A 22,404-nucleotide genomic window follows, 5' to 3' on the forward strand; every position below is an offset into this window, starting at 1 on the left:
GTGCAGGTCATAACAATCTAAGGTTACCCACATGAGTGGTAAACCCATATACCGACAGATTGCCGACGAGCTACGTGATCTCATCGGATCAGGCCAGCTCGCGGCCGGTGATCGCATGCCCTCGACCAACGAGTTGTCCAAATATCACTCGGTCAATCCCACCACTTCAGCCAAAGCACTGACCACGCTGTTCGATGAGGGACTCCTAGAAAAGCGCCGCGGGCTGGGCATGTTTGTCCTCCCCACCGCCCAGGCAAAAGTACTGGCCACCAGGCGCGACAATTTCGCAACGGACTTCATCAGGCCGCTCCTTGCCGAGGCCGCTCACCTGCACATCTACCCCGACCAGCTCACCGCCATGATCGCCCTTGAGAGGAGCAAGCTATGACTTCCCCACTTCCTGCCGGTAGCTACGGGCTCATCGGACCCAATGGCGCCGGAAAAACCTACTATCTGCGCTCCCTTTTCGGCCCAGGCACAGCTTCTGTCCCCGCCAGCGCGGATGCACTCTTTGCCGGGGACACCGTCGGCCACCACCTTGCGGTCGCGCGCAGTGCTAAAGCCTTAAACAACGCTTACCTCGACGAATTCGATGAAAGCGCACACATCACCGACCTGTCGGTGGGTCAACGTCGCCTGCTCACTATCGCAGTAGCGCTCGCCGCCGAGGAAGAGATCGTGCTTCTCGACGAGCCCTTTGACGGCCTCGACATTGATAGCCGCTCGCGGATCCGAGAGCTCTTAATTGACAGTCATTCCGACAAGCAGACGTTAATCATTGCCTCGCATCGTGCTGAAGATTTCGTCGGTCTCGTCGATTCCATTATCACCGTTTTCGACCGGCAGGTGTCCACACCGGTCGCGCTCGATGAGGTGCGCTACCAATTCCCTACGTTCAAGGGGCCAAAGTACGAGATGCAGGCGCTCGTCGCAAAGCGTCGTGTCATTGCTAGCGAAGAGCTCGGTCCGATCGTGCGTGTCACGTTGGCAGAGCCGCTTGACGACGAGCGGGCGAGCTACCCCGACGACTTCGAATTGATCAATCTTCTCGCCTCACGAAAGGACGCACGATGAAACAGTTCATAGGCCCCACCCACGGGGCACTTCCCTGGGGGTGCTTCCTATTCATCGGCCTCGTCGCTGCTGCCGGGCGCTTTTTCCTTCTCGACGGCGGATTGTGGACCTACCTAGCCATGGTCGGCATCACCCTAGTCATGGCGTATCTGGCGCGGAACTGGCAGGCCAAAAACCAACTCGGCATGGAGTTTGGCCGCTGGCTGCGCGGCGGGTTGACCCTCGGTGCCGGTGGCGCGCTCATCATCGCGGCCTGCACCACACCGGCCGCCGTGATCATGCAACGCAACAGTCCCTATTACACCTGGTACGACCGTTTCCTGATCACCTACGGGGATACGTGGACCATGGATACCAACGGGGCGCCGTACGTGGCGAACCGCTCGGGACAAGACGTGGGAACGGTGACATTGACGATTGTACTCACGCTGTTTGTCGCAGCCGTGGCGGCCACTGCGGGCATCGCGCTAGGACTGCTTGCGGGCCGTGTAAAGCGCGCGATGGGATTTGTAGCGGCGCTCATTGCGATCCCACTTGTGGTGGCTGCGATTATCTTCGTGTTGATCCCTCGGAATCAAGGCATGGCCACGATGGATCTCACGTCCACACCCGTACTGCAATTCCTGTCGCTCGGGATGAGCGCCGCCATCATTCTTGTGCTCAGCGCGCGGATCATTAACAAGGCGCGCAGCGCAGCTGCGAACCCCTAAGTGGCGGGCTCGGGTTCTGGGCCTTCGTCGTCACGCTTTTTGCGACTCGTGGGCTTGGTCTCCTGGATCTTGCGCACCTTGCGCACTACCTTGCGCGCTCCAGGCAGACGCTTCGCCTGGCGGCGCAGCACCTGATACGAGATGCGACTCCGCGGGTCATAATTGGCCACCTGCTCGTCGTCATATTCATAAACCGGCAGCGACCAGTTGAACTTCAGCGACAGCAGGCGCGTGATGAACACGAACAGCACGGTGATAATCGCCGTCGCCCATTCATCGACACCCACCCACGTCAGGAACATATACAGCAGCGCACCGAGGACCGCGATGGAGGCGTAGAGCTCCTGGCGGAAGACAAGTGGCACGCGATCGGAGAGCACGTCGCGCAAGATACCGCCGGAAACACCCGTGGCCACCGAGGCAACAATAGTGATGATGATGCCGTGGCCCATCGACATCGCCGTTTGGGCGCCAAGCACCACGAAGGCTGACAGGCCCACTGCGTCGGCAACCATGAAGAACTTGCGCAGCTGATACATCAGCCAACTAATCCGCACCGTCACCACGGAGGCAATCACCACAATGAGGAGATAGAGCGGTTGCTCCACCCAGGTCAGCGGGTAATTATCCAAAATAATGTCGCGGACAGTACCGCCGCCGAGCGCTGTGAGGGCACCCAAGGTGATCACACCGAACAGGTCCATCCGCATGCGGCCGGCCGCCACCGCTGCCGTCATTGCCTCGGCGACAATGCCGATCACGAAAAGCACCGTGAGCAGGTCAGCGGTGTCGAACTCTCCCATCAATTCCCCCCAAGTTGCAGGCTATTAGCTCGCCTAACCTTACTGCGCCCTAAGCGTAAGTTACTAGTAGTGGCGCGTGGTCGCTCCACCGCTCCTCCACCGTGGGGACCTTCTCCACCCAGGTCCGCTCGGCGCGCTCCAGCATGGCCTTGGTGGCCGCTTGGTAATCGATGCGCCACCCGGCGTTGTTGTTGAAGGCCTGGCCGCGGTAGGTCCACCAGGTGTATGGCGCATCTTCGGGGTGCAGGCGACGCGCGACGTCGAACCACTGCGGGTTCGCATTCGCTTCACGACGAAGGTCCGACCGGTAGTCCACCGCACCGAAGTATTCACCCGCGGTGGGTTTGGGCTGTGGCTCCTCGTCTGGGAAGGAACCGAAGATGGAATCCATAAACGCCCGCTCATCCGGCAGCACACCGGACTTCTTCTGGTTTGTCTTGAAATTCTTCAGGTCCTGCTGGCGGTGACAGATATTCCAGTCACCGGCGATGATCATGTTCGGGTTGGCTTCTGCGAGCTCGCCCAACTTCGGTTCGAATTCATCGAGGAAGCGGTATTTTTCGTCCTGCTTCTCGGTGCCCGTGCTGCCGGATGGCAGGTACAGGCTGCCCACGCGCACGTCTCCTGCGGTGGCGGTGATCAACCGGCCCGCGTCAGCAAAGCTGCCAAAGCCTACCTCCACATCGGTCAGTGGGGTGCGGGACAAAATGCCCACACCAGCACGGCCCTTCGCTGCGGCCGGAGCCACGGCTAGGTGCCAGCCGTTGTCCAGCGCTGGGGCGAGCGCTTCTTCGGATTGCTCCTCGGTGGCGCGCACTTCCTGCATTAACACGATGTCAGCTGGGGTCTGATCAAGCCAGGCGATCATGCCGGGATTGATGTCACTGCGGATTTTTGTTGCGGCACGGATGCCGTTCACATTCACACTTGCGATGGTCACACTCATGGTTGCTTATGGTAGCTGAGTGCCTCGACATGGCCCGAGACGCGACCTAATAGCCGGCCTAGTACCCTGCCCTGTACCCGACCTAGTACCCGATTGTGATGTAACACGTTTCTAGTTCAACCGTGGGATCGGACACACTTTCTCCCCTAAACGGACTTAACAGTACGTCCATTCTGTTGAATCCGGGTAAGGTAGTGAGCGAATTGCTCATTAATTATATAGGGAGTGACATTGGCTAAGATTATCTGGACCCGTACAGACGAGGCGCCGTTGCTGGCAACCTACTCGTTCAAGCCTATCGTTGAGGCATTTGCTTCCAACGCAGGCATCGACGTTGAAACCCGCGATATTTCGCTGGCAGGCCGCATCATTGCACAGTTCCCTGAACGTCTGAACGACAACCAGAAGCTCGACGATGCCCTGGCAGGACTTGGCGATCTGGCAAAGACTCCAGAAGCTAACATCATCAAGCTGCCAAACATCTCGGCATCCCTGGTTCAGCTCAAGGCTGCCATCGCCGAGCTGCAGGCAGCAGGCTACGACGTACCTGACTACCCAGACAACCCAACCACCGACGAGGAAAAGGACATCGCGTCCCGCTACTCCAAGGTCACCGGTTCCGCAGTGAACCCAGTGCTGCGCGAAGGTAACTCCGATCGCCGCGCACCACAGGCTGTGAAGAACTTTGCGAAGAAGCACCCACACTCCATGGGCGCATGGTCGAAGGACTCCAAGACCGCTGTGGCCACCATGGATGACAACGACTTCCGCCACAACGAGAAGTCCGTCATCTTCGATTCTGCAGACACCCTGAAGATCCAGCTGGTTGCTGCTGACGGCACCACCCAGGTTCTCAAGGATGACCTAAAGGTGCTCGAAGGCGAGGTGCTTGACGCAACCTTCATGTCCGCCAAGGCACTTGATGCATTCCTGCTCGAGCAGGTTGCAAAGGCTAAGGAGCAGGGCGTTCTCTTCTCCACCCACCTCAAGGCCACCATGATGAAGGTCTCCGACCCCATCCTCTTCGGCCACGTCGTGCGCGCATTCTTCAAGGATGTCTTCGACAAGTACGGCGAGGAGCTGCTGGCAGCTGGCCTCAACGGCGAAAACGGCCTCGGCGCAATTTACGCCGGTCTGGAGAAGCTGGACAACGGTGCAGAAATCAAGGCTGCTTTCGATCAGGCTCTGCAGGACGGACCTGACCTGGCCATGGTGAATTCCAGCAAGGGCATCACCAACCTGCATGTTCCTTCCGACGTCATCGTCGATGCGTCCATGCCTGCGATGATCCGCACCTCCGGCCACATGTGGAACGCAGACGACCAGGAGCAGGACACCCTCGCTGTTATCCCTGACTCCTCCTACGCTGGTGTCTACCAGACTGTCATCGAGGACTGCCAGGCAAACGGCGCTTACGACCCAACCACCATGGGCACCGTGCCAAACGTTGGCCTGATGGCTCAGAAGGCTGAAGAGTACGGCTCCCACGACAAGACCTTCAAGGTTGCCAACGACGGCACCATGCAGGTTGTCGATTCCTCTGGCAACGTTGTGCTTGAGCACGAGGTTGAAGAGGGCGATATCTGGCGCGCAGTGCAGACCAAGGATGCTCCAATCCGCGACTGGGTCAAGCTCGCCGTCAACCGCGCACGCCTGTCCGGAATGAAGACCATCTTCTGGCTGGACCCAGAGCGCGCACACGATCGCAACATCTCCGACCTGGTACAGAAGTACCTGGGCGACCACGACACCGAGGGCCTGGACATCTCCATCCTCAGCCCAGTGGAAGCAACCCAGGTCACCATCGATCGCATCCGCAAGGGCGAGGACACCATCTCGGTGACCGGTAACGTCCTGCGTGACTACAACACCGACCTCTTCCCTATCCTCGAGCTGGGTACCTCTGCGAAGATGCTGTCTGTGGTTCCACTGATGGCTGGCGGCGGCCTCTTCGAGACCGGTGCAGGCGGCTCCGCACCCAAGCACGTCCAGCAGGTTCAGGCAGAAAACCACCTGCGCTGGGACTCCCTGGGTGAGTACCTCGCGCTGGCTGAGTCTTTCCGCCACGAGCAGAACAACAACGACAACGCTCAGGCTGGCGTGTTGGCTGACACCCTGGATCGCGCAACCGAAACCCTGCTCAACGAGGGCAAGAGCCCTTCGCGCAAGGTCGGCGAGATCGACGACCGTGGCTCCCACTTCTACCTGGCTAAGTACTGGGCTGAGGAGCTGGCTGCACAGACCGAGGATGCTTCCTTGGCTGAGACCTTCAAGCCAGTCGCTGAGGTACTCGGTGCCGGCGAAGAGCAGATCGCGCAAGAGCTGCTCGACGTGCAGGGCTCCGCTGCTGATCTCGGCGGTTACTACCTGCCAAGCGAAGAGAAGCTCAACGAAGTGATGCGTCCTTCCGCAACCTTCAACAAGGTCATCGACGAGCTAAAGAAGTAATTCTTCACCTTTAACTGATCTTCACCGATGAAGCGGGGCCCTGAACGGGTCCCGCTTTTTCGTGCGTTTTTTCGTTAGTGTTTGAGGTATGAAACTCACACTTTTTGGCCAGTCCACCGTCCAGCTCGCAGCCCCTCAGGGCCGCATTGTCATCGACCCGGGTAACCTCACCGATAATCCGCGTCTCGACGACGCCGACGCCATTCTTGTCACGCATATCCATCCGGATCATTGCGACGAGGAGGCGATTCTCGCCTCCGGCTTGCCTGTCTGGGGTCCGCAGTCGGTCGTCGATAAGCTTGGTACTGGAACGGTAGTGAAATCCGGCGAAACTGTTAATGTGCTTGGCCAGGAAATCCAGGTCGTCGGCGAGATTCATGAGGTGATTCACCCGGATCTGCCACGTCCGGAGAATGTCGGTTACTTCATCGACGGTGTGCTCCACCCCGGCGACGAATTCATTGAGCTCGACGGTGTACGCGTGCTACTGATGCCGATTGCGTGCCCGTGGGTCAAGGGCGAGTACGCCGCCGATTGGGCCCGTGGCATTAATGCCGAGCTGACTATTCCGATCCACGACGAAGTTCTTTCCGCGAAGGGCAAGAACCTCTACGACAACGTGTATAAGAATCTGCAGGTGCCCGGCTACCAGCGCGTGGACCATGGCGTCGAGGTTGACGTATAAACGCCTGCCCCAATTACTCCTTGTGTTGAGGGTCGACACCGTCCCAGGAATCATCCACTTCACCGGAGACCTTGAGATCACCATCGACGTGGATGTCACCCTCGAGGGCCCAGGTGCCGTCCTCTTGCAAAATCCAATTCGGTGGCGGTACGGGGTTGCCGGCCTCGTCGTAACCCGGCGCTGGTTTGCTGTGCCCCTCCTCGAGGGCATCCGCGTCGAACGTCTCGTCCCACTTCCTCGTGCGCACGGGGCGCTTCGCCGCGGCGTCTTCGTTCATCGCCTTGACCAGGGCCCACATCATGATGAACTCGATGATGAAGAACGGGAAGGCGACAATGAGCACCACTTCTTGGATCGCCGCGATGCTGTTATCTGGATCGATGAGCACCATTGCAGCGGTCACTGCGCCGATTCCGACGACCCAGCCCACGCGGTAATACGTCGGTGCGACGTTTTCTTTGCCCGTGGCAAACATGTCCATCACCAGGCCTGCGGAGTCCATCGAGGTGACGAAGAAGATGACAATGACGAGAAGCGCCAAGGGGCCCACGATGTTGTAGAGCGGATACTGCTCCAGCAGGCTAAAGAGCGCGACCTCGGTGCGGCCTTCCTCCACGACGGGGATGGTCAAGACGCCGGGATCGTCGAGCTCCATTTCAATGGCAGCGCGGCCGAAGATGGAGAACCAGACCAGCACGAAAATCGAGATCAAACCAAGCACGCCACCGATGAAGCCTCGCACGGTGCGCCCGCGCGAAATGCGTGCGATAAACATGCCCACAAACGGGCCCCAGCAGATCGTCCACGCCCAGTAGAAAGCGGTCCATGTCGCCTGGAAGCCAGGGTTTTCGTTGTGACTATCCACCCAGAACATCAGCTCGGGCAGCGAGGAAACGTAAATGCCCACGGATTCGACGGATTGGTTGATCAGTGTCAGTGTCGGACCTGCAGCGAGTACGAAAACAGCCAGGCCAATCGCCATAATAATGTTGATATTCGACAGGATCTTAATACCCTTATCCAGGCCTGTCGCCACTGAAATACACGCGGCGACAGTGATCACCATAATGATGGCCAAGTGGACCCACGAGGCGATCGGCACGCCCCACAAAATGTTCATGCCCGCGTTGATCTGCAGCACACCGAGGCCAACGGACACGGCGATGCCGAAGGTCGTGCCGATGATCGCGAGAGCGTCGATCAGCTTGCCCGGCCAGCGGTAGATGTGGCCTTTGAGCAGTGGCGCGAACACCGAGGAGAAGCGCTCGGGGAGCTTGCGCTTGTAAATGAAGTAGCCGAGCGCCAGTCCCGGCAGCGCGAAGACGACCCACATGTGTGCCGCAAAGTGATAGTAGGTGAACTCAAACGCCTGGACGATGGCTTCCTGCGACATCGGATCCATGTCGCCGCGCGGCGGGTTGTACGCGTGGTGAATCGGCTCGGCCGCGCCCCAGAACATCAGGGTCGCGCCGAGGCCTGCCGCGAAGAGCATCGCAAACCATACGGGTGTCGAGTATTCGGGTTCATCGTCGTCGTCGCCAAGCTTTAAATTGCCGTAGCGCGAAACAAACAGGACGATCAAGAAGACGAAGATCGCCGAGACACCGCCAATATAGAGCCAAGTGAAGTTGTCCATGATGGAGCCGGACACTGCGGCGTAGACATTGCGCGCGCCCGCGCCGAAGGCGAGGGTTCCGGCCACGAAGATCACAATGAAGCCGGCGGCGACGAATAAAATGAGGGGGTCAGTTTTGAGCCCCAGGAATCTTTTTTTGGTTGAAGGGGACGACATATGAGTCTCCTCTAATAGAAAACAAGAACACCCCCACGTTATGGAGGATCGGCTCCCATGTCGGCCCCTTTGGTCACCTCATTCACGATCGAAGCGTTCGGACGCACTCGCTTGACGACGACGCTCCCGCCTCGAAAAACCACCACTGCCCAGTCGGTTCCACCGATGGTTAGGTGTCCCGTCACGTATTTTTGACACTATTCTTTCATTTCTGCAACAACTTAGTTTCGCGACTCTTGAGCTCCATTCACTCCCCCAAATTGGTGACTGCAAAAGTCGGATCACTTCGACGAATTCGCGAAACCCGCACGATAAAGACTGCTTTGTCTAATTAAATTCACACCCTTTGACGGGCTATCGTTGGAAAATAGACAGAGCGGTTTATTTTTTGCATTCCACGACCTAGACTTTGTGAAAATCATTAGTTCACATTGAAGGAGTGCACACTCGTGCCAAAGTACGACAATTCCAACGCTGCAGAATGGTCTTTTGAGACTCAGGCGATCCACGCCGGACAACCCGTTGATTCAGATTTCGGTGCACGTAACCAGCCGATCTACATGACCACGTCGTACGTCTTCGACGACGCGCAGCACGCGGAGAACCGCTTCAACCTCTCCGATGCGGGCCCGATTTACACCCGCCTGAACAACCCCACCACCAGCGCACTCGAGGACCGTATCGCAGTGCTCGAGGGTGGCGTTGCAGCCCTAGCTTTCGCTTCCGGCATGGCTGCAGAGACCGCAGCGATCATTAACCTGGCCTCTGCTGGCGACCATATTGTCACCTCCCCTCGCCTCTACGGCGGCACCGAGACCCTCTTCCAAATCACGCTGCAGCGCCTCGGCATCGACGTGTCCTTCGTGGAGAACCCAGACGACCCTGAGTCCTGGCAGGCAGCGGTCCAGCCCAACACCAAGGCATTCTTCGGCGAGACCTTCGGCAACCCGATTGCCGACGTACTCGATATTCCCGCCGTCGCCGAGGTCGCGCACAACAACCAGGTGCCGCTGATTATCGACAACACCATGGCTACCGCCGCCCTGGCTCGCCCCATCGAGCTCGGCGCCGACATTGTCATTTCTTCCCTGACCAAGTTCTACACCGGCAACGGCGCGGCCATCGGCGGCATCTTGGTCGATGGTGGCAAGTTCGACTGGACCGTTGAGCGAAACGGCGAGCCCGTCTTCCCTTATTTCGTCAACCCAGATCCTGCCTACCACGGCCTGAAGTACGCGGATCTCGGCGCACCTGCCTTCGCACTGAAGGCCCGCGCCGGAATCCTCCGCGACACCGGTGCTTCCCTGTCGCCGTTCCACGCATGGCTGACCCTGCAGGGCCTGGACACCCTCTCCCTGCGCGTCGAGCGCCACAACGAGAACGCCCTGAAGGTGGCACAGTTCCTGGCCGACCACGACAAGGTCGAGTCCGTGAACTTCGCTGGTCTGGAGGATTCCCCGTGGTACGCCGTGAAGGAGAAACTGGGCTACAAGTACACCGGTTCTGTTTTGTCGTTTAATATTGCAGGCGACCAGAATGATCGTACCAACGCCTGGGCATTTATCGATGCACTGAAGTTGCACTCCAACCTGGCCAATATCGGTGACGTGCGCTCCCTCGTTGTTCACCCAGCATCGACCACTCACTCGCAGTCCGACGCAGCTGGACACGAGCGCGCAGGCATCACCCAGGCCACGGTGCGTCTGTCTGTGGGCATCGAGAATATCGACGACATCATCGCCGATCTGGAGCGTGGCTTCGCCGCAATCTAGGCAGCCATCACGGCAGCGTTCTCGAACCTGCGTAGTAGTTGATCACAAGTAAGCACAAAGGACACCCGATGATTGATCTCTCCCCCGAGGGCGAACTCGGCTTTCAAAAAATCGGCACGGTAAAAACCGAGGCCGGAGCCGACATTGCCGATGTCACCATCGCCTACCAGCGGTGGGGAGAGTTCAAGGGTGATCCGCACGGCGAGAACAATGTCATCCTCGTCGAGCACGCACTCACCGGAGATTCCGACGCAGCCACCTGGTGGGCCGGCCTCGTCGGACCGGGTCTTGCCTTAGATACCGACACCTGGTGTGTCATCTGCACCAACGTCCTCGGCGGGTGTTCCGGTTCCACCGGTCCGGCCAGCCCGCACCCCGACGGCGGGGTCTGGGGCTCACGCTTCCCGGCGACCTCAATCCGCGATCAGGTGCATGCGGAATTCGAGTTTTTGCTTTCGCTCGGCTTATCCAAGATCCATGCTGTGCTCGGTGGCTCCATGGGCGGGGCGCGCTCGTTGGAATGGGCGGTCAGCCTTCCGGAAGTCGTGGGTTATGCCTGCGTAATTGCGGTGTCCGCGCGCTCGAGTGCCTGGCAGATTGGTATCCAATCGGCGCAGATTTCCGCCATTGAACGCGACCCCAATTGGGCCGATGGGGATTATTATGACACCGGCGCGCAGCCTGAAGCGGGGCTGGCGGCAGCTCGTCGTATAGCGCACTTGACGTACCGCGGAGAGCAGGAAATCGACGAGCGCTTCGGCACCACCCCACAAGCCGGGGAAAACCCGCTGGGTCCGTTTCGCTCCGACAAGCAGCGCTTCGCTGTGCAAAGTTACCTGGACTATCAAGGGGACAAACTCGTGGAGCGCTTCGACGCGGGGTCTTATGTCGCGTTGACCGATGCGCTCAACCGCCACGATATTGGGCGCGGACGCGGGGGTTTAAACAAGGCCCTGGCGAGTTCGCTCGTGCCCACCATGGTCGTGGGTGTGGACACCGATATTTTGTACCCGTATCACCAGCAGGAGCACCTCTCGCGCAACCTGGGTAATCTGCTGGCGATGTCGAAGGTGGTCTCTCCCGTCGGCCACGACGCCTTCTTGGTGGAGACGCGTCAGATGGACCGGATTCTGCGCAATTTCCTCACGCTGACCCAGCAATTCCCGTCCTCGACGGCGCTGGCCGAGGACCTAGGCCTCTACGAGATTTAGCTGCCCAGCGCGTCGATGGAGATGGACAGCCACACCATCGATGCGCCCAACAGGGTGGAGAAGAACACGTCGAAACGCCTGGAGCGCACCGCGATCAGCGCGATGACGTGAGAATCACAGAGCAGTCGCAGGACCGCGACCCAGAGCATCGAGATGCCCAGGCCGAACGTGGCGCGTCGCCAGTGTTCGGTGAGTGCGAAGATTACGCTCAGCACTAACCCAACGACCAGCACCACAACCCCCAGCTGCTGCACGCGCAACGGCAGTTTCGAGGGAGGGTTGTTCAGGTCGTGCGGGTTGGCTAGCGAGAGGTTCTGCACGTTTAAGAGCTCAATCCAGTCTGACGCTCGGCGCTTTCGACCACGTTGCGCACCAGGAACGCGCGGGTCAGAGGGCCAACCCCGCCTGGGTTCGGGGACACCGCGCCCGCGACTTCCCACACATCAGGGTGGACATCGCCGGTGGTCTTGCCATCGACGCGAGACACACCCACGTCGAGGATGGCAGCACCAGGCTTGACCATGTCCGCGGTGAGCATGTGTGGCTTACCCGCAGCAGCGATGATGACATCGGCGTTGACGGTTTCCGCCTTGAGGTCCTTCGTACCGGTGTGGCACAGGGTCACGGTGGCATTCTCTGAGCGACGGGTCAGCATCAGACCAATTGGGCGGCCCACGGTCACGCCGCGGCCGATGACAACCACCTTCGCGCCGTCCAGTTCAACACCGAAGCGGCGCAGCAAGTGAATCGAGCCGTTCGGGGTACATGGCAGGGGTGCATCCTCCATGAGCACGAGCTTGCCCAGGTTGACTGGGTGCAGGCCGTCGGCATCCTTGGCGGGATCGATGCGCTCGAGGATTGCGTTCTCGTCGATCTGCTTCGGCAGTGGCAACTGCACGATGTAGCCGGTCACAGAATCGTCGGCATTGAGCTCATCGACGACCGCCTCGACCTCTTCCTGCGTCGCATCCGCTGGCAGCTGCTTCTGGATGGAGCGAATGCCCAACATCTCGCAGTCTGCGTGCTTCATGCGCACGTAATTTTGCGACGCCGGGTCATCGCCCACCAGCACCGTTGCCAGTCCTGGGGTCACGCCTCGCTCCCGCAGCGCGGCAACGCGCACCTTCAGGTCTGCAAAGATCTCGTCGCGGTACAGTTTTCCATCCAATTTGATAGCAGTCACGCCCACTATCCTAGACTGAACCGCGTGTCCCAACTGCATGTCATCTTCGATAATCCCGTAATTCCTTCAAACACCGGCAACGCGATCCGCCTCGCGGCGATTACAGGCGCGACGCTGCACCTCGTTGAACCGCTCGGGTTTTCCCTGGAAGACAAGTACCTGCGCCGCTCCGGGCTGGACTATCACGACTTGGCTGACCTGAAGATTCACAAAGATATCGACGAATGCTTCGCCTCGTTACCGGACGCACGCATTTTCGCCTTTACGACGCCTGCGACCACGCATTACCACACCATTTCCTATCAGCCCGGCGATGCGTTGTTATTCGGTACCGAACCCACCGGGCTGCCGAAGGAGCACGCCGAGCACGAGCGCGTCACCGAGCAGGTGCGCATTCCTATGTTGCCCGCGCGCCGCTCAATGAACCTAGCCAACTCGGCTGCCGTGGCCACCTTCGAGGCCTGGCGCCAGATGGGTTTTGTCGGCGGAGTGTAGCCCTTCGGGCTACGCGGCTATGAAATCAGGCGCGCTCTCCCGCGAACTGTTTGTCCATGCGCGCCTGAAACATCGCGGGCATCACCTTGGCCTGCCACACTTTTCTTGCCAGCTCCCGGTCCCCCATTTTGGCGCGAAACGCGATCCCCATCGTGATCCCATGCTCGGGTGTATCGAGTGCGATCAGTGCGTCGCCCGGCGCGATTTCTCCTGGCACGACGACGCGGAAATAGGCCCCGCAGTCGCCCGATTGTGTGAAGCGTTTCTGCCAACTCGCCTCCCCCATCCAGCCCGCGAATGTCTTACACGGCGAACGCGGCACCGAGACCTCAAGTTCGGCGGTGCCAACACGAAAACGCTGGTTAATCAGCAATTCGGCAAGATCTACACCAATGGTGGTGAGGTTTTCGCCGAAGGAGCCATTGGCAAACTCACGGCCTAACTCCCCTTGCCACCAATCAAGGCGCTCACGGGAAAACGCATACACCGCTTTGTGACGACCTCCGTGATGCTCAAAGTCTCCCACCACATCGCCGGCCACCCCGGAACCATCGCCATAATCGGGGCCGGGATCGCTGACCACCAAGCGTTCTACCGGAACCTTGTTAATCCCCGAGACCCGATCCGCCCCACCGGGGTCGCGCATCGGGTTGGCCGTATTCGTGCTCAAAACGCTGGGTGATTCCATGCGTTTAAGTGTAATCCGTCATCATCGGGGTCAATTCCGGTAGCTTACGGTTGCGTAGCAGATCTACAAGCTCCCGCGCCTCCGTGTGGTCCATATCCCTGCCCGCCATATTCACGGGGCCGGGCACCAAATCCATGCGCACCGTGGAGAGCCCGAGTGCGTTTTGTACCGGGCCTCGTCGCAAGCTGAGCTCTTGAATATGCGACGCCTCGATCAACGCCACCCGGCGCACGATCAGCCCGTGGTGCACGATGACGACGTTGTCGATAAGAGTCGTTGCCTGGCGATGCGCGTCCACCGGCGACGCCCAGCGTGCCCGAGGTGGCGACGTATATGTCGGGTGCGCCGCCCCTTCCGGATCCGCGTAGGTTTCCAGGTCTGCCTGTTCCAACGGCCCCACACGCGCGACCAACTCCAGTGCCTGCGCTTTCGATCCCACCGGCAGGATGCGCGAGGTGGCTCCCTGACTCGATTCCGCGCCGTAGCCCGCAATAGAGACAGATACGCTCCACCACCCCAGCGGGCGCCACAACACCGGCTGCATGACGGAGATCGCATGAATGCGGGCCAGAGGAATTGCTTGACGACGACGCGACGCCAACCCGTACGCGAGGTGCAACACGTCGTCCTGATCCAGGCGGGCATTGAAGCGCCAGGAACGATTGATCATGTTCCACACCGGCACAACAATGGCCAACAGGACGGGGACCGCCGCGGTAAAGGCGAGGGGGCCGAGGAGGGAAAAGGCCGTCCACACGATGCCGAAGAGGGTGGTGCCGCGCAGTACTGTTCCCGCTATCGAGCGCCAGATGGGAATCGGTGGCACGACATAGCCGGCAGCCTCGTCCGCGGGCTCTTCTTTGAGCAGGTCAGCGGGATGTTCCTCCTGTTCGAGGTCGTCCGGCCCCTCCCCCCGCACCCGGGCCAAGAGTTCCTGGCGTAATTCTTCCGCTTCGCTGCGTGGGAGGTAGCCAATGTCGATCGCAGAACGATTGCCGCCCGCTGTTTCCACACGCACAGAGGCGAGCCCAAAGATCCTGGCGATAAATGGTTCCACCACATCGACGGCCTGGATCCGGTCGTAGCGCGCGCTGCGCAGCTGGGTGGAAATGACGCCGCGTTTAAGTTGCACACCTTCGTCGTCAAGCTTGTATCCCATGGCCGCCCACCAGATCTGCGACACTAAAAACACGACAACGAAGAAGACAATTGCGATCCCGACTCCCGCGGCCAACGGCATGAGCCATCCGCCGTCGCCGATAAGTCCTGAGATACGGGCAATCATCGCCTGGTTAACGTTGGCAATCAGGATGGCGAGGAAGGCGAAGATCACAGTCCACAGCTTCAGCAGCGGTGTGAGGCGGTGGACTTTGCGGTAGGCCGGTTGGTCGCTCACAGCCCGCTCATCCTCTCGCGGGCCTTGACTGTGAGGCGCTCGCGCAGTGCGTCCGCCTCCTCCGCGGGGAGTCCATGCACCGTGGAATCTGAGGTCGACGATGCGGTGTGCAGCACCACGTTTTTCAGACCGAAGGCGCGCATGATGGGGCCTGCGGTGACATCCACGAACTGGATCCGGCCATAGGGCACGACGGTAAAGACGTGCCAGAGTTTGCCCTTGGTGATCAGGAGTTCGTCGTCGGTTTCTTGCCAGCGATGCAGGCGCACCCGTGCCGGGATGATCCAGAGTTCCCACAGCGTCCAGACCGCGACGGCGACGATGCCGACCCACCACCAGCCACCCCAGCGCACGTACGCAAAGGTGAATGCCGCGGCGAAGAGCAGGATCCAGATTGCAGTGTTGAGGTAGTTGACATAGGTCAGCTTGGGGGAAACAGGGTTCATCTCCTTTAACTCGACAGGCTGGCTGGTCTGTTCACTGGATGGCATGTGGCTCATTTTAGCGTTGCCTCCTTTCTGCGGTTTTTCCTAACGGAAGTCACGCGAACCTCGAGAGAGCACCTCGCTGAGCTCGAGTGGTTCTAACTTGTCCGCCACCACCGTTACCGCCCCGGTGGCGTTTTGCACGATGCCACGCACCACGAGCGCCTTCGATGTTCTGGCGAGGATGCGCTGGCGCTTCCATAAACCCGGAGAAATCATCACGTTGATCAGGCCGGTTTCGTCTTCCATACCCAAAAATGTCACCCCGGAGGCGGTCTGCGGGCGCTGGCGGTGCGTGATCACCCCACCGACGCGGATCCGCGAGCCGTCCTCGGCGTGGCGCAGCTCCTCCGCGGAGAGCACACCGCGCTGCGTGAGTGTCTCACGCACGAACGCGACCGGTTGGGTATCTGGGGTGACCCCCGTGGAGCTGACATCGGCGGCGAGTAGTTCCAGCGCCGTCATCCCCGGCAGCGCGGGCGCCTCGACGGTGGACAGGTTCGGCAGCATGCCCTCCTTCTCCGTCGCGGCTACTCCTGCTTGCCACAGGGCCTGCCTGCGATCCACACCGAAACACTCCAGCGCGCCAGCTTTCGCTAGGGCTTCGACGTGTTCCACGCTCAGGTCCGCCCGGCGCGATAGATCCGGGATCCCCTCATACGGTTGGTGCGCCTCGATGCGCTCGGCGGGTTTATCGCCTAGACCTGTGACCAAGTTGAGCCCCACCCGGATCGTTGCAGTATCCAGCACGCGGGCCTCTTTCCCGGAATCATTCACACTGACAGGCAGGACCTTGACTCCGTGCCGCCGGGCATCCTGAATCAGCGACTGGGGTGAGTAGAACCCCATCGGTTGAGCACGCAGCAAACCCACGCAGAACTCCGCCGGGTGGTAGCACTTAAACCACGCGGAGAAGTACACGATGGACGCGAACGACTGGGAGTGCGATTCCGGGAACCCGTAGGCAGCAAAGGCCACCACCTTGTTCCACAACCGCAGCGCGGTCTCCTCATCGATCTGGTTGGTTGTCCAACATCCGTCGAAGAAACGCTGACGCAGGGCCTCCATTTTTGCCGGTGAGCGCTTGGAGCCCATCGCTCGTCGTAAAGCGTCTGCTTCCGTGCCCGAAAAGCCTGCCGCATCCACGGCGATCTGCATGAGCTGCTCCTGGAACAGCGGGATGCCCAGCGTCTTGCCCAGGGATTTCTCCAGCACCGGATGGTCGTAGGTGACTTCCTCTTCCCCATTGCGGCGCCGCAGGTAGGGGTGCACCGAACCGCCCTGGATCGGGCCGGGCCGGATCAGCGCCACCTCGACGACGAGGTCGAAAAACGTCCGAGGCTTGAGCCGCGGCAGCGTAGAGAGCTGCGCGCGCGACTCCACCTGGAACACACCCACGGCATCGGCGCGACACAACATGTCGTAGACCGTGGAATCAGCCAGATCCAGCTCCCACAGCTCAACGCGCGTACCCGTGGTCTCTTCCACCAGATCGATCATGTGATGCAGCGCCTCGAGCATGCCCAAGCCCAACAGGTCGAACTTGACCAGACCTGCCGAGGCACAATCATCCTTGTCCCATTGCACCACCGAGCGATCTTCCATGCGCGCCCACTCGGTGGGCACTACATCGGCGATCGGCCGGTCACAGATCACCATGCCACCGGAGTGAATACCCAGGTGACGAGGTTGGCCCTTGAACTCGGCGGCAAGCTCGGTGACCTTCTCCGGCGGGTCGCTCAATCCCTTCGCCCACGAGTCAATCGCGCCCTGGGGATACCCCAGGGCGCGTGCGGCATCGCGGATGGCGCCTTTCGTGCGATAGGTGATCACGTTGGCCACCTGCGCCGCATTGTCGCGGCCGTGCTTGGTGTAGACGTACTGAATCACCTGTTCGCGGCGGCCGGATTCAATATCAATGTCGATATCGGGAGGCCCGTCGCGCTCTGGGGACAGGAAACGCTCGAACAACAAACCCGCGCTGATTGGCTCCGCGTTCGTGATGCCCAGGGCGAAACACACGGCGGAGTTCGCCGCCGACCCGCGGCCCTGGCACAAGATGTTGTTCTCGTGGCAGAAATCCACCAGATCATTCACGATGAGGAAGTAACCCGGGAACGTGAGTTGTTCGATCACGCTGAGCTCATAGTCGATCTGCTTCATCGCCTTCTCCCGCACCTCGTGCGGGCGCGAGGCGTAGCGCACCTGACCGCGCTCGCGCACGAGGTACGTCAGCCAACTCATTTCATCGTGGCCCTCAGGCGTATCAAACCGCGGCAGATTCGGGGCGACAAGATCTAAGGTAAAAGCGCATTCGCGGGCAATGTCCACGGTGCGTTCAATCTGGGCGCGACGCTCAGGCGCCATCTGCAGCATCCGCTCACCGGAGCGCAGCCAATTCGCGCCCATCGGGTGCAAGTGACCCTGGGCATGCGCCAGCGACTGGCGTCTGCCCAGCGCACGCTTGGCCGCAGCCAGCCTGGAATGGCCCCGGGTGGCGGCGGCCGGTTGTGCCGTGAGGATGCTGGAAACATGTGGATATTGATCTAATAACGCGTGGTGATCCGCATCTTCCGGGGTCATGGATACCTCGTACTCCAAAACCACTCTGTCTACCCCGAAAATTTCGACCACACGATCGATTTCCTCCGCCCAGGGCCAGCCCACAAGCACGTAGCACTGCCCGCCCAGTTGCTCAGCAATCCCCTCTAACGGCGGGTAGCGCACCTCATCCTTTTCACCTGTGACCATCCGCGCCTGAGTAATCAGGTGCGACAGGCGCTTATATCCGTCTATATTCCTGGCCAGCACGGGCAGCACCCGCTGCCCCACAGTTAGTTCCGCACCGAATACCGTCGGCAAATCCACCTTCGCCGCGGCCTCCGCAAACTTCACCGCGCCATAGAAACCATCACGGTCTAACAGCGCTAACGCTTCAATTCCTAACTCTTTCGCCCGAACAACGAGCTCTTCCGGTTCGCTCGCCCCGCCTAAAAAGCTATACGACGACACAGCGTGCAGCTCAGCAAACGAGACCGTTGCCTGCTGGGGCGAAGAAACATCTTCGAGATCAGGGGCAAGGTGGTCGACGGAAATTGGCGTGGGCGACGGGCGCCCCGACAAAATCCGCTCCAACCGCGACCACGATAGCGGCGCGCCTCCATTAAATCTCATGCGTTTTACGCTAGCACTATTAGAACATATGTGCCATAGTGGGTTTATCGAAAAGGCCCAAAGCGACTAGACTAAGCTGTCCAGAAAGTGCTAGGTTATTGCCCATCACTTCCATTCCATCTACCTACAGGGAGAATACGATGCGTTTGACCCGTTTTGTCGCAACCGCTGCGGCAGCAACCATCGCAGCTACCGGCCTCGTGGCATGCTCCAATGATTCATCCACTGACGGCGCGTCCGGTGACGGCGATACCACCATCAAGATCGGCACCACCGATGCCGATCAGCAGGCTTGGTCCGTCTTTTCCGATCTAGCTGCAGAAGAAGGCATCACCCTAGAGATCATTCCTTTCTCTGACTACGCACCGGTCAATGAGGCACTCGCACAGGGCGAGCTGGACGTGAACAAGTTCCAGCACATCAAGTACCTTGCGGAATACAACGTCGGCTCCGGCGAGGACCTCAAGGTTGTGGGCTCCACCGAGATCTACCCGCTGGCTCTGTTCTGGAAGGACCACACCTCCCTCGACGGCATTGAGGGCCAGGACGTTGCCATCCCGAACGACCCATCTAACCAGGGTCGCGCCATCAACGTACTCGTCCAGGCCGGCCTGGTCACCTTGGCTGAAGAAGATCTGACCGATCCAACCCCAGCTGACATCGACACTGAGGCTTCCAAGGTCAACGTCACCCCGATTGATGCAGCGCAGACCCCCACCGTGTTCGAGGAAGGCCGCCCGTCCATCATCAACAACTCCTGGCTCGGTCGCGCTGGCATCACCCCAGAAGAAGCAGTCTTCGAGGACGATCCAAATTCCACCCAGGCAGAGCCATACATCAACGTCTTTGCCTCCCGTGCAGAAGACATCAGCGACCCAACCCTGAACAAGCTGGTCGAGCTGTGGCACTCCCCTGAGGTCACCGAGGCAGTTGCACAAGACTCCGAGGGCACCGCAGTCCAGGTCACCCGCGACCAGGCTGAGCTCAATGACGTCCTGGCTCGCCTCGAGGAGGAGTCAAAGTAGTGAGCTCTACCGGCACCCGGATCGAATTCCGGGACATCACGAAGGTGTTCACCTCCGGATCCAGCGAGGTCCGGGCACTCGATAATATCAATCTCACTGTCGAACCAGGCGAAATCTTAGGTGTCATCGGTTACTCCGGTGCTGGTAAGTCCACACTGGTTCGGCTCATCAACGGGCTGGACACCCCTACTTCTGGTGAACTCTTGCTCGATGGCACCGACATCGTCGGCATGCCCGAGTCCAAGCTGCGCACCATGCGCCGTAATATCGGCATGATTTTCCAACAGTTCAACTTGTTCTCTTCGCGCAGCGCGGCGGGCAATATCGAATACCCGCTCAAACTCGCGGGAATGGAAAAGCAACAGCGCAAGGCCCGCGTCGCCGACCTCCTTGAGTTCGTCGGCCTCGCGGATAAAGGCAAGAGCTACCCCGAGCAGCTCTCCGGTGGCCAGAAGCAGCGCGTCGGCATCGCCCGCGCGCTGGCGACGGATCCCACCTTGTTGCTTGCCGACGAGGCCACCAGCGCCCTTGACCCGGAGACCACCCAAGAAGTCCTGTCGCTGTTGCGTCGCGTCAATCAGGAACTGGGGTTGACCATCGTGGTCATTACCCACGAGATGGACGTCGTGCGCTCCATCGCCGACAAGGTTGCGGTGATGGAAAATGGCCACATCGTGGAATATGGCAGCGTCTACGAGGTGTTTTCTGATCCGCAGACCCATGTGGCGCAGCGGTTCGTGTCATCCTCTCTGCGCAATACCCCCGACCAAGTCGAGGCAGAAGACCTGCTCACGCACGACGGTCGCCTCTTTACCATTGACCTGACGGAAGACTCCGGTTTCTTCGAAGCAGCCTCCGATCTCAAGGCACACGGTGGCACGATTTCGATCGTGCACGGTGGTGTGACCACACTGCAGCACCACTCCTTCGGCAAGATGACGGTCCGCCTCGGCGGCGATGGAACCGCCGTGCAACAGTTCTACACCACGCTGCAGAAAACCACCGATATCCAGGAGATTATGCGATGAACGAAATGATCTTAGCTGAACCCAACTGGGAACGTTTGCAGCCAGTGTTCATCGAGGCGATCGGTGACACCCTCTACATGGTGGCCATCACCATGGTCGTCGGCGGTTTCTTCGGCCTGCTATTGGGTGTGCTGCTGTATACCACTCGTCCGAGCGGAATCTTAAAGAATTCCTTCGTGTATTGGACCATCAATATCCTGGTCAACTTCTTCCGCCCGATCCCGTTTATCATCATGATCGCCATGATGTACCCGATCACGGTGGCGGTCGTGGGTACGTCTATTGGTACCAATGCCGCGACCTTCGTGATGTGTTTCGCCGCAACATTTACGGTGGCGCGCATTGTCGAGCAGAACCTCGTCGCCATTGACCCCGGGGTCATTGAGGCTGCCCGGTCTATGGGTGCCGGCCCGTGGAAAATCATCACGTCGGTGATCCTTCCCGAGGCACTCGGCCCGTTGATCCTGGGCTACACCTTCATCTTCATCGCGGTGATCGACATGTCCGCAATGTCGGGCTACATCGGCGGTGGCGGCCTGGGTGACTTCGCTATTGTCTACGGCTACCGTTCCTTTGAACCGCAGGTCACCTTCGCCGCCGTGATCGTCATCGTGATCATCGTGCAGCTCGCCCAGTTCCTGGGCAACTGGCTGTCCAAGAAGGTCATGCGCCGCTAGAAAACTTCGGCAAAGAAGTTACACTGACACGCATGACCGTGAAAGTTGCTGCCTTTGACATCGATGGAACATTGCGCCGCGGCGGTGACATCGCCGCCAAGGACATCGCGGCAATAGATGCCTGGCGAAACGCCGGGCATCTTGCTATTTCCGCAACCGGGAGGTCGCGATCGTCGTTAAGCCGTGCACTTCACGGCATTGACATCTCCTTTGACTACAACGTGCTCTCCAACGGCGGAGCAGGAACAACGCGTGACGACGAGCTCCTGTTCGGTCACCCGATCGACTCGGACATGGTGCACGAAGCGGTCACCGAATTTCAGGACGTCGAGGGCATCGCAGTCTACGGCACCACCTTCGGGCCCCGCGACGGGATCTTTACCAACAACACTGCGATCCCCGGTGTGGGAAGTTCCCTCGCGCAGGGCTTCATCCCGATGACGCGGGCGGACATTACCGACCACCAATTCGGTGTGGTGCCTTTGTGGGTGCCCGATAACCCGGCGCTGCGGGTGGAATTGATCGAGCGGATTCACACGCAGCTGCCGCATGCTACCTACACCACGAACCACGAGTTCGTGGACATCATCGCCCCGGGTGTGAATAAGGGCAAGGGCATCCTGCAGGTCATGGAGCTCGCGGGGATCGATTCCTTTGAGCTCTATACCTTTGGAGATTCATGGAATGATCTGCCGATGCACGAGGTGGCGCATCACTCGCACAGCTTCACTCTCTCCCCGGATGACGTGCAGCATGCCACGGATCACGTCATTGAACACGTCGCCGACGCGCTGCTGGAATACGTCTAAAAG

At 59.7% G+C, this 22,404-nt stretch carries 21 protein-coding genes; 12 read left to right on the forward strand and 9 right to left on the reverse strand.

Annotated elements, in window-relative coordinates; genetic code table 11:
* The first annotated feature begins 31 nt into the window (after nucleotides 1–31).
* Genes A37O_RS0111595 through A37O_RS0111605 form a run of 3 tightly spaced genes read left to right on the forward strand, consistent with a single transcriptional unit; the run spans nucleotide 32 to nucleotide 1,784 of the window.
* Nucleotides 32–388 carry a GntR family transcriptional regulator gene (locus A37O_RS0111595; RefSeq protein WP_018297668.1) on the forward strand — a complete coding sequence of 119 codons (357 nt, stop codon included), beginning with the start codon at nucleotides 32–34 and terminating at the stop codon, nucleotides 386–388.
* Nucleotides 385–1,074, forward strand: coding sequence for an ATP-binding cassette domain-containing protein (locus A37O_RS15465; protein ID WP_018297669.1), 690 nt, complete (start codon nucleotides 385–387; stop codon nucleotides 1,072–1,074). Before A37O_RS0111595 ends, A37O_RS15465 begins: the two co-directional genes overlap by 4 nt.
* A complete protein-coding gene (locus A37O_RS0111605; RefSeq protein WP_018297670.1) occupies nucleotides 1,071–1,784 on the forward strand; it encodes a hypothetical protein in 714 nt (237 codons plus the stop codon). The genes A37O_RS15465 and A37O_RS0111605 overlap by 4 nt, the downstream gene beginning before the upstream one ends.
* Here A37O_RS0111605 and A37O_RS0111610 read toward each other — a convergent pair.
* On the reverse strand, nucleotides 1,781–2,587 hold the full coding sequence (locus A37O_RS0111610) for a trimeric intracellular cation channel family protein (RefSeq protein WP_018297671.1): 807 nt from the start codon (nucleotides 2,585–2,587) through the stop codon (nucleotides 1,781–1,783). The two genes, A37O_RS0111605 and A37O_RS0111610, sit on opposite strands and share 4 nt — an antisense overlap.
* Before the next feature lie 49 nt (nucleotides 2,588–2,636).
* Complete coding sequence (locus A37O_RS0111615; RefSeq protein WP_018297672.1) at nucleotides 2,637–3,533, reverse strand: exodeoxyribonuclease III; 897 nt, start codon at nucleotides 3,531–3,533, stop codon at nucleotides 2,637–2,639.
* A 231-nt stretch (nucleotides 3,534–3,764) separates the two neighbouring features.
* On the opposite strand from A37O_RS0111615, the gene A37O_RS0111620 reads away from it, so the two are divergent.
* Both A37O_RS0111620 and A37O_RS0111625 read left to right on the forward strand, forming a co-directional pair.
* On the forward strand, nucleotides 3,765–5,981 hold the full coding sequence (locus A37O_RS0111620; protein WP_026196334.1) for an NADP-dependent isocitrate dehydrogenase: 2,217 nt from the start codon (nucleotides 3,765–3,767) through the stop codon (nucleotides 5,979–5,981).
* Nucleotides 5,982–6,069: 88 nt separating this feature from the next.
* Complete coding sequence (locus A37O_RS0111625; protein ID WP_018297674.1) at nucleotides 6,070–6,666, forward strand: MBL fold metallo-hydrolase; 597 nt, start codon at nucleotides 6,070–6,072, stop codon at nucleotides 6,664–6,666.
* A gap of 13 nt (nucleotides 6,667–6,679) precedes the next feature.
* Here A37O_RS0111625 and A37O_RS15735 read toward each other — a convergent pair whose 3' ends face one another.
* Nucleotides 6,680–8,458 (reverse strand): BCCT family transporter, encoded by a 1,779-nt coding sequence (locus A37O_RS15735; protein WP_018297675.1) that lies wholly within the window; start codon nucleotides 8,456–8,458, stop codon nucleotides 6,680–6,682.
* Nucleotides 8,459–8,907: 449 nt separating this feature from the next.
* Between A37O_RS15735 and A37O_RS0111635 the strand changes: the two genes are divergently transcribed.
* Both A37O_RS0111635 and metX read left to right on the forward strand, forming a co-directional pair.
* Nucleotides 8,908–10,230: an O-acetylhomoserine/O-acetylserine sulfhydrylase gene (locus tag A37O_RS0111635; protein WP_018297676.1), complete on the forward strand. Its 1,323-nt coding sequence runs from the start codon at nucleotides 8,908–8,910 to the stop codon at nucleotides 10,228–10,230.
* A 68-nt stretch (nucleotides 10,231–10,298) separates the two neighbouring features.
* Nucleotides 10,299–11,441: a homoserine O-acetyltransferase MetX gene (gene metX / locus A37O_RS15470; RefSeq protein ID WP_018297677.1), complete on the forward strand. Its 1,143-nt coding sequence runs from the start codon at nucleotides 10,299–10,301 to the stop codon at nucleotides 11,439–11,441.
* Here the strand turns inward: metX and A37O_RS0111645 are convergent.
* Nucleotides 11,438–11,761, reverse strand: a complete 324-nt coding sequence (locus tag A37O_RS0111645; protein WP_018297678.1) for a DUF3017 domain-containing protein — start codon at nucleotides 11,759–11,761, stop codon at nucleotides 11,438–11,440. The genes metX and A37O_RS0111645 overlap by 4 nt on opposite strands.
* A 2-nt stretch (nucleotides 11,762–11,763) precedes the next feature.
* A complete protein-coding gene (locus A37O_RS0111650; protein WP_018297679.1) occupies nucleotides 11,764–12,624 on the reverse strand; it encodes a bifunctional methylenetetrahydrofolate dehydrogenase/methenyltetrahydrofolate cyclohydrolase in 861 nt (286 codons plus the stop codon).
* A 24-nt stretch (nucleotides 12,625–12,648) separates the two neighbouring features.
* Between A37O_RS0111650 and A37O_RS0111655 the strand changes: the two genes are divergently transcribed.
* A complete protein-coding gene (locus A37O_RS0111655) occupies nucleotides 12,649–13,119 on the forward strand; it encodes a tRNA (cytidine(34)-2'-O)-methyltransferase (protein WP_018297680.1) in 471 nt (156 codons plus the stop codon).
* Nucleotides 13,120–13,144: 25 nt separating this feature from the next.
* Here A37O_RS0111655 and A37O_RS0111660 read toward each other — a convergent pair whose 3' ends face one another.
* Genes A37O_RS0111660 through A37O_RS0111675 form a run of 4 tightly spaced genes read right to left on the reverse strand, consistent with a single transcriptional unit; the run spans nucleotide 13,145 to nucleotide 18,862 of the window.
* Complete coding sequence (locus A37O_RS0111660) at nucleotides 13,145–13,807, reverse strand: MOSC domain-containing protein (RefSeq protein ID WP_026196335.1); 663 nt, start codon at nucleotides 13,805–13,807, stop codon at nucleotides 13,145–13,147.
* 4 nt (nucleotides 13,808–13,811) lie between these two features.
* Nucleotides 13,812–15,203, reverse strand: coding sequence for a PH domain-containing protein (locus A37O_RS0111665; protein WP_018297682.1), 1,392 nt, complete (start codon nucleotides 15,201–15,203; stop codon nucleotides 13,812–13,814).
* Nucleotides 15,200–15,703, reverse strand: coding sequence for a PH domain-containing protein (locus tag A37O_RS0111670; RefSeq protein ID WP_018297683.1), 504 nt, complete (start codon nucleotides 15,701–15,703; stop codon nucleotides 15,200–15,202). Before A37O_RS0111670 ends, A37O_RS0111665 begins: the two co-directional genes overlap by 4 nt.
* A 30-nt stretch (nucleotides 15,704–15,733) precedes the next feature.
* Entirely contained in the window at nucleotides 15,734–18,862 is a 3,129-nt protein-coding gene (locus A37O_RS0111675; protein WP_026196337.1) for an error-prone DNA polymerase, read from the reverse strand.
* A gap of 140 nt (nucleotides 18,863–19,002) precedes the next feature.
* On the opposite strand from A37O_RS0111675, the gene A37O_RS0111680 reads away from it, so the two are divergent.
* The 4 genes from A37O_RS0111680 to A37O_RS0111695 are packed head-to-tail and all read left to right on the forward strand — an operon-like array spanning nucleotide 19,003 to nucleotide 22,401.
* Nucleotides 19,003–19,887, forward strand: coding sequence for a MetQ/NlpA family ABC transporter substrate-binding protein (locus A37O_RS0111680; protein WP_018297685.1), 885 nt, complete (start codon nucleotides 19,003–19,005; stop codon nucleotides 19,885–19,887).
* The gene (locus tag A37O_RS0111685; RefSeq protein ID WP_018297686.1) at nucleotides 19,887–20,915 is read left to right on the forward strand and encodes a methionine ABC transporter ATP-binding protein; all 1,029 of its coding nucleotides are present in this window, start codon (nucleotides 19,887–19,889) and stop codon (nucleotides 20,913–20,915) included. Before A37O_RS0111680 ends, A37O_RS0111685 begins: the two co-directional genes overlap by 1 nt.
* Nucleotides 20,912–21,592: a methionine ABC transporter permease gene (locus A37O_RS0111690; RefSeq protein ID WP_018297687.1), complete on the forward strand. Its 681-nt coding sequence runs from the start codon at nucleotides 20,912–20,914 to the stop codon at nucleotides 21,590–21,592. The genes A37O_RS0111685 and A37O_RS0111690 overlap by 4 nt, the downstream gene beginning before the upstream one ends.
* A 32-nt stretch (nucleotides 21,593–21,624) precedes the next feature.
* Entirely contained in the window at nucleotides 21,625–22,401 is a 777-nt protein-coding gene (locus A37O_RS0111695; protein WP_018297688.1) for an HAD-IIB family hydrolase, read from the forward strand.
* Nucleotides 22,402–22,404: the final 3 nt, after the last annotated feature.

This window comes from Corynebacterium lubricantis DSM 45231 (assembly GCF_000379425.1).
Lineage (GTDB): Bacteria > Actinomycetota > Actinomycetes > Mycobacteriales > Mycobacteriaceae > Corynebacterium > Corynebacterium lubricantis.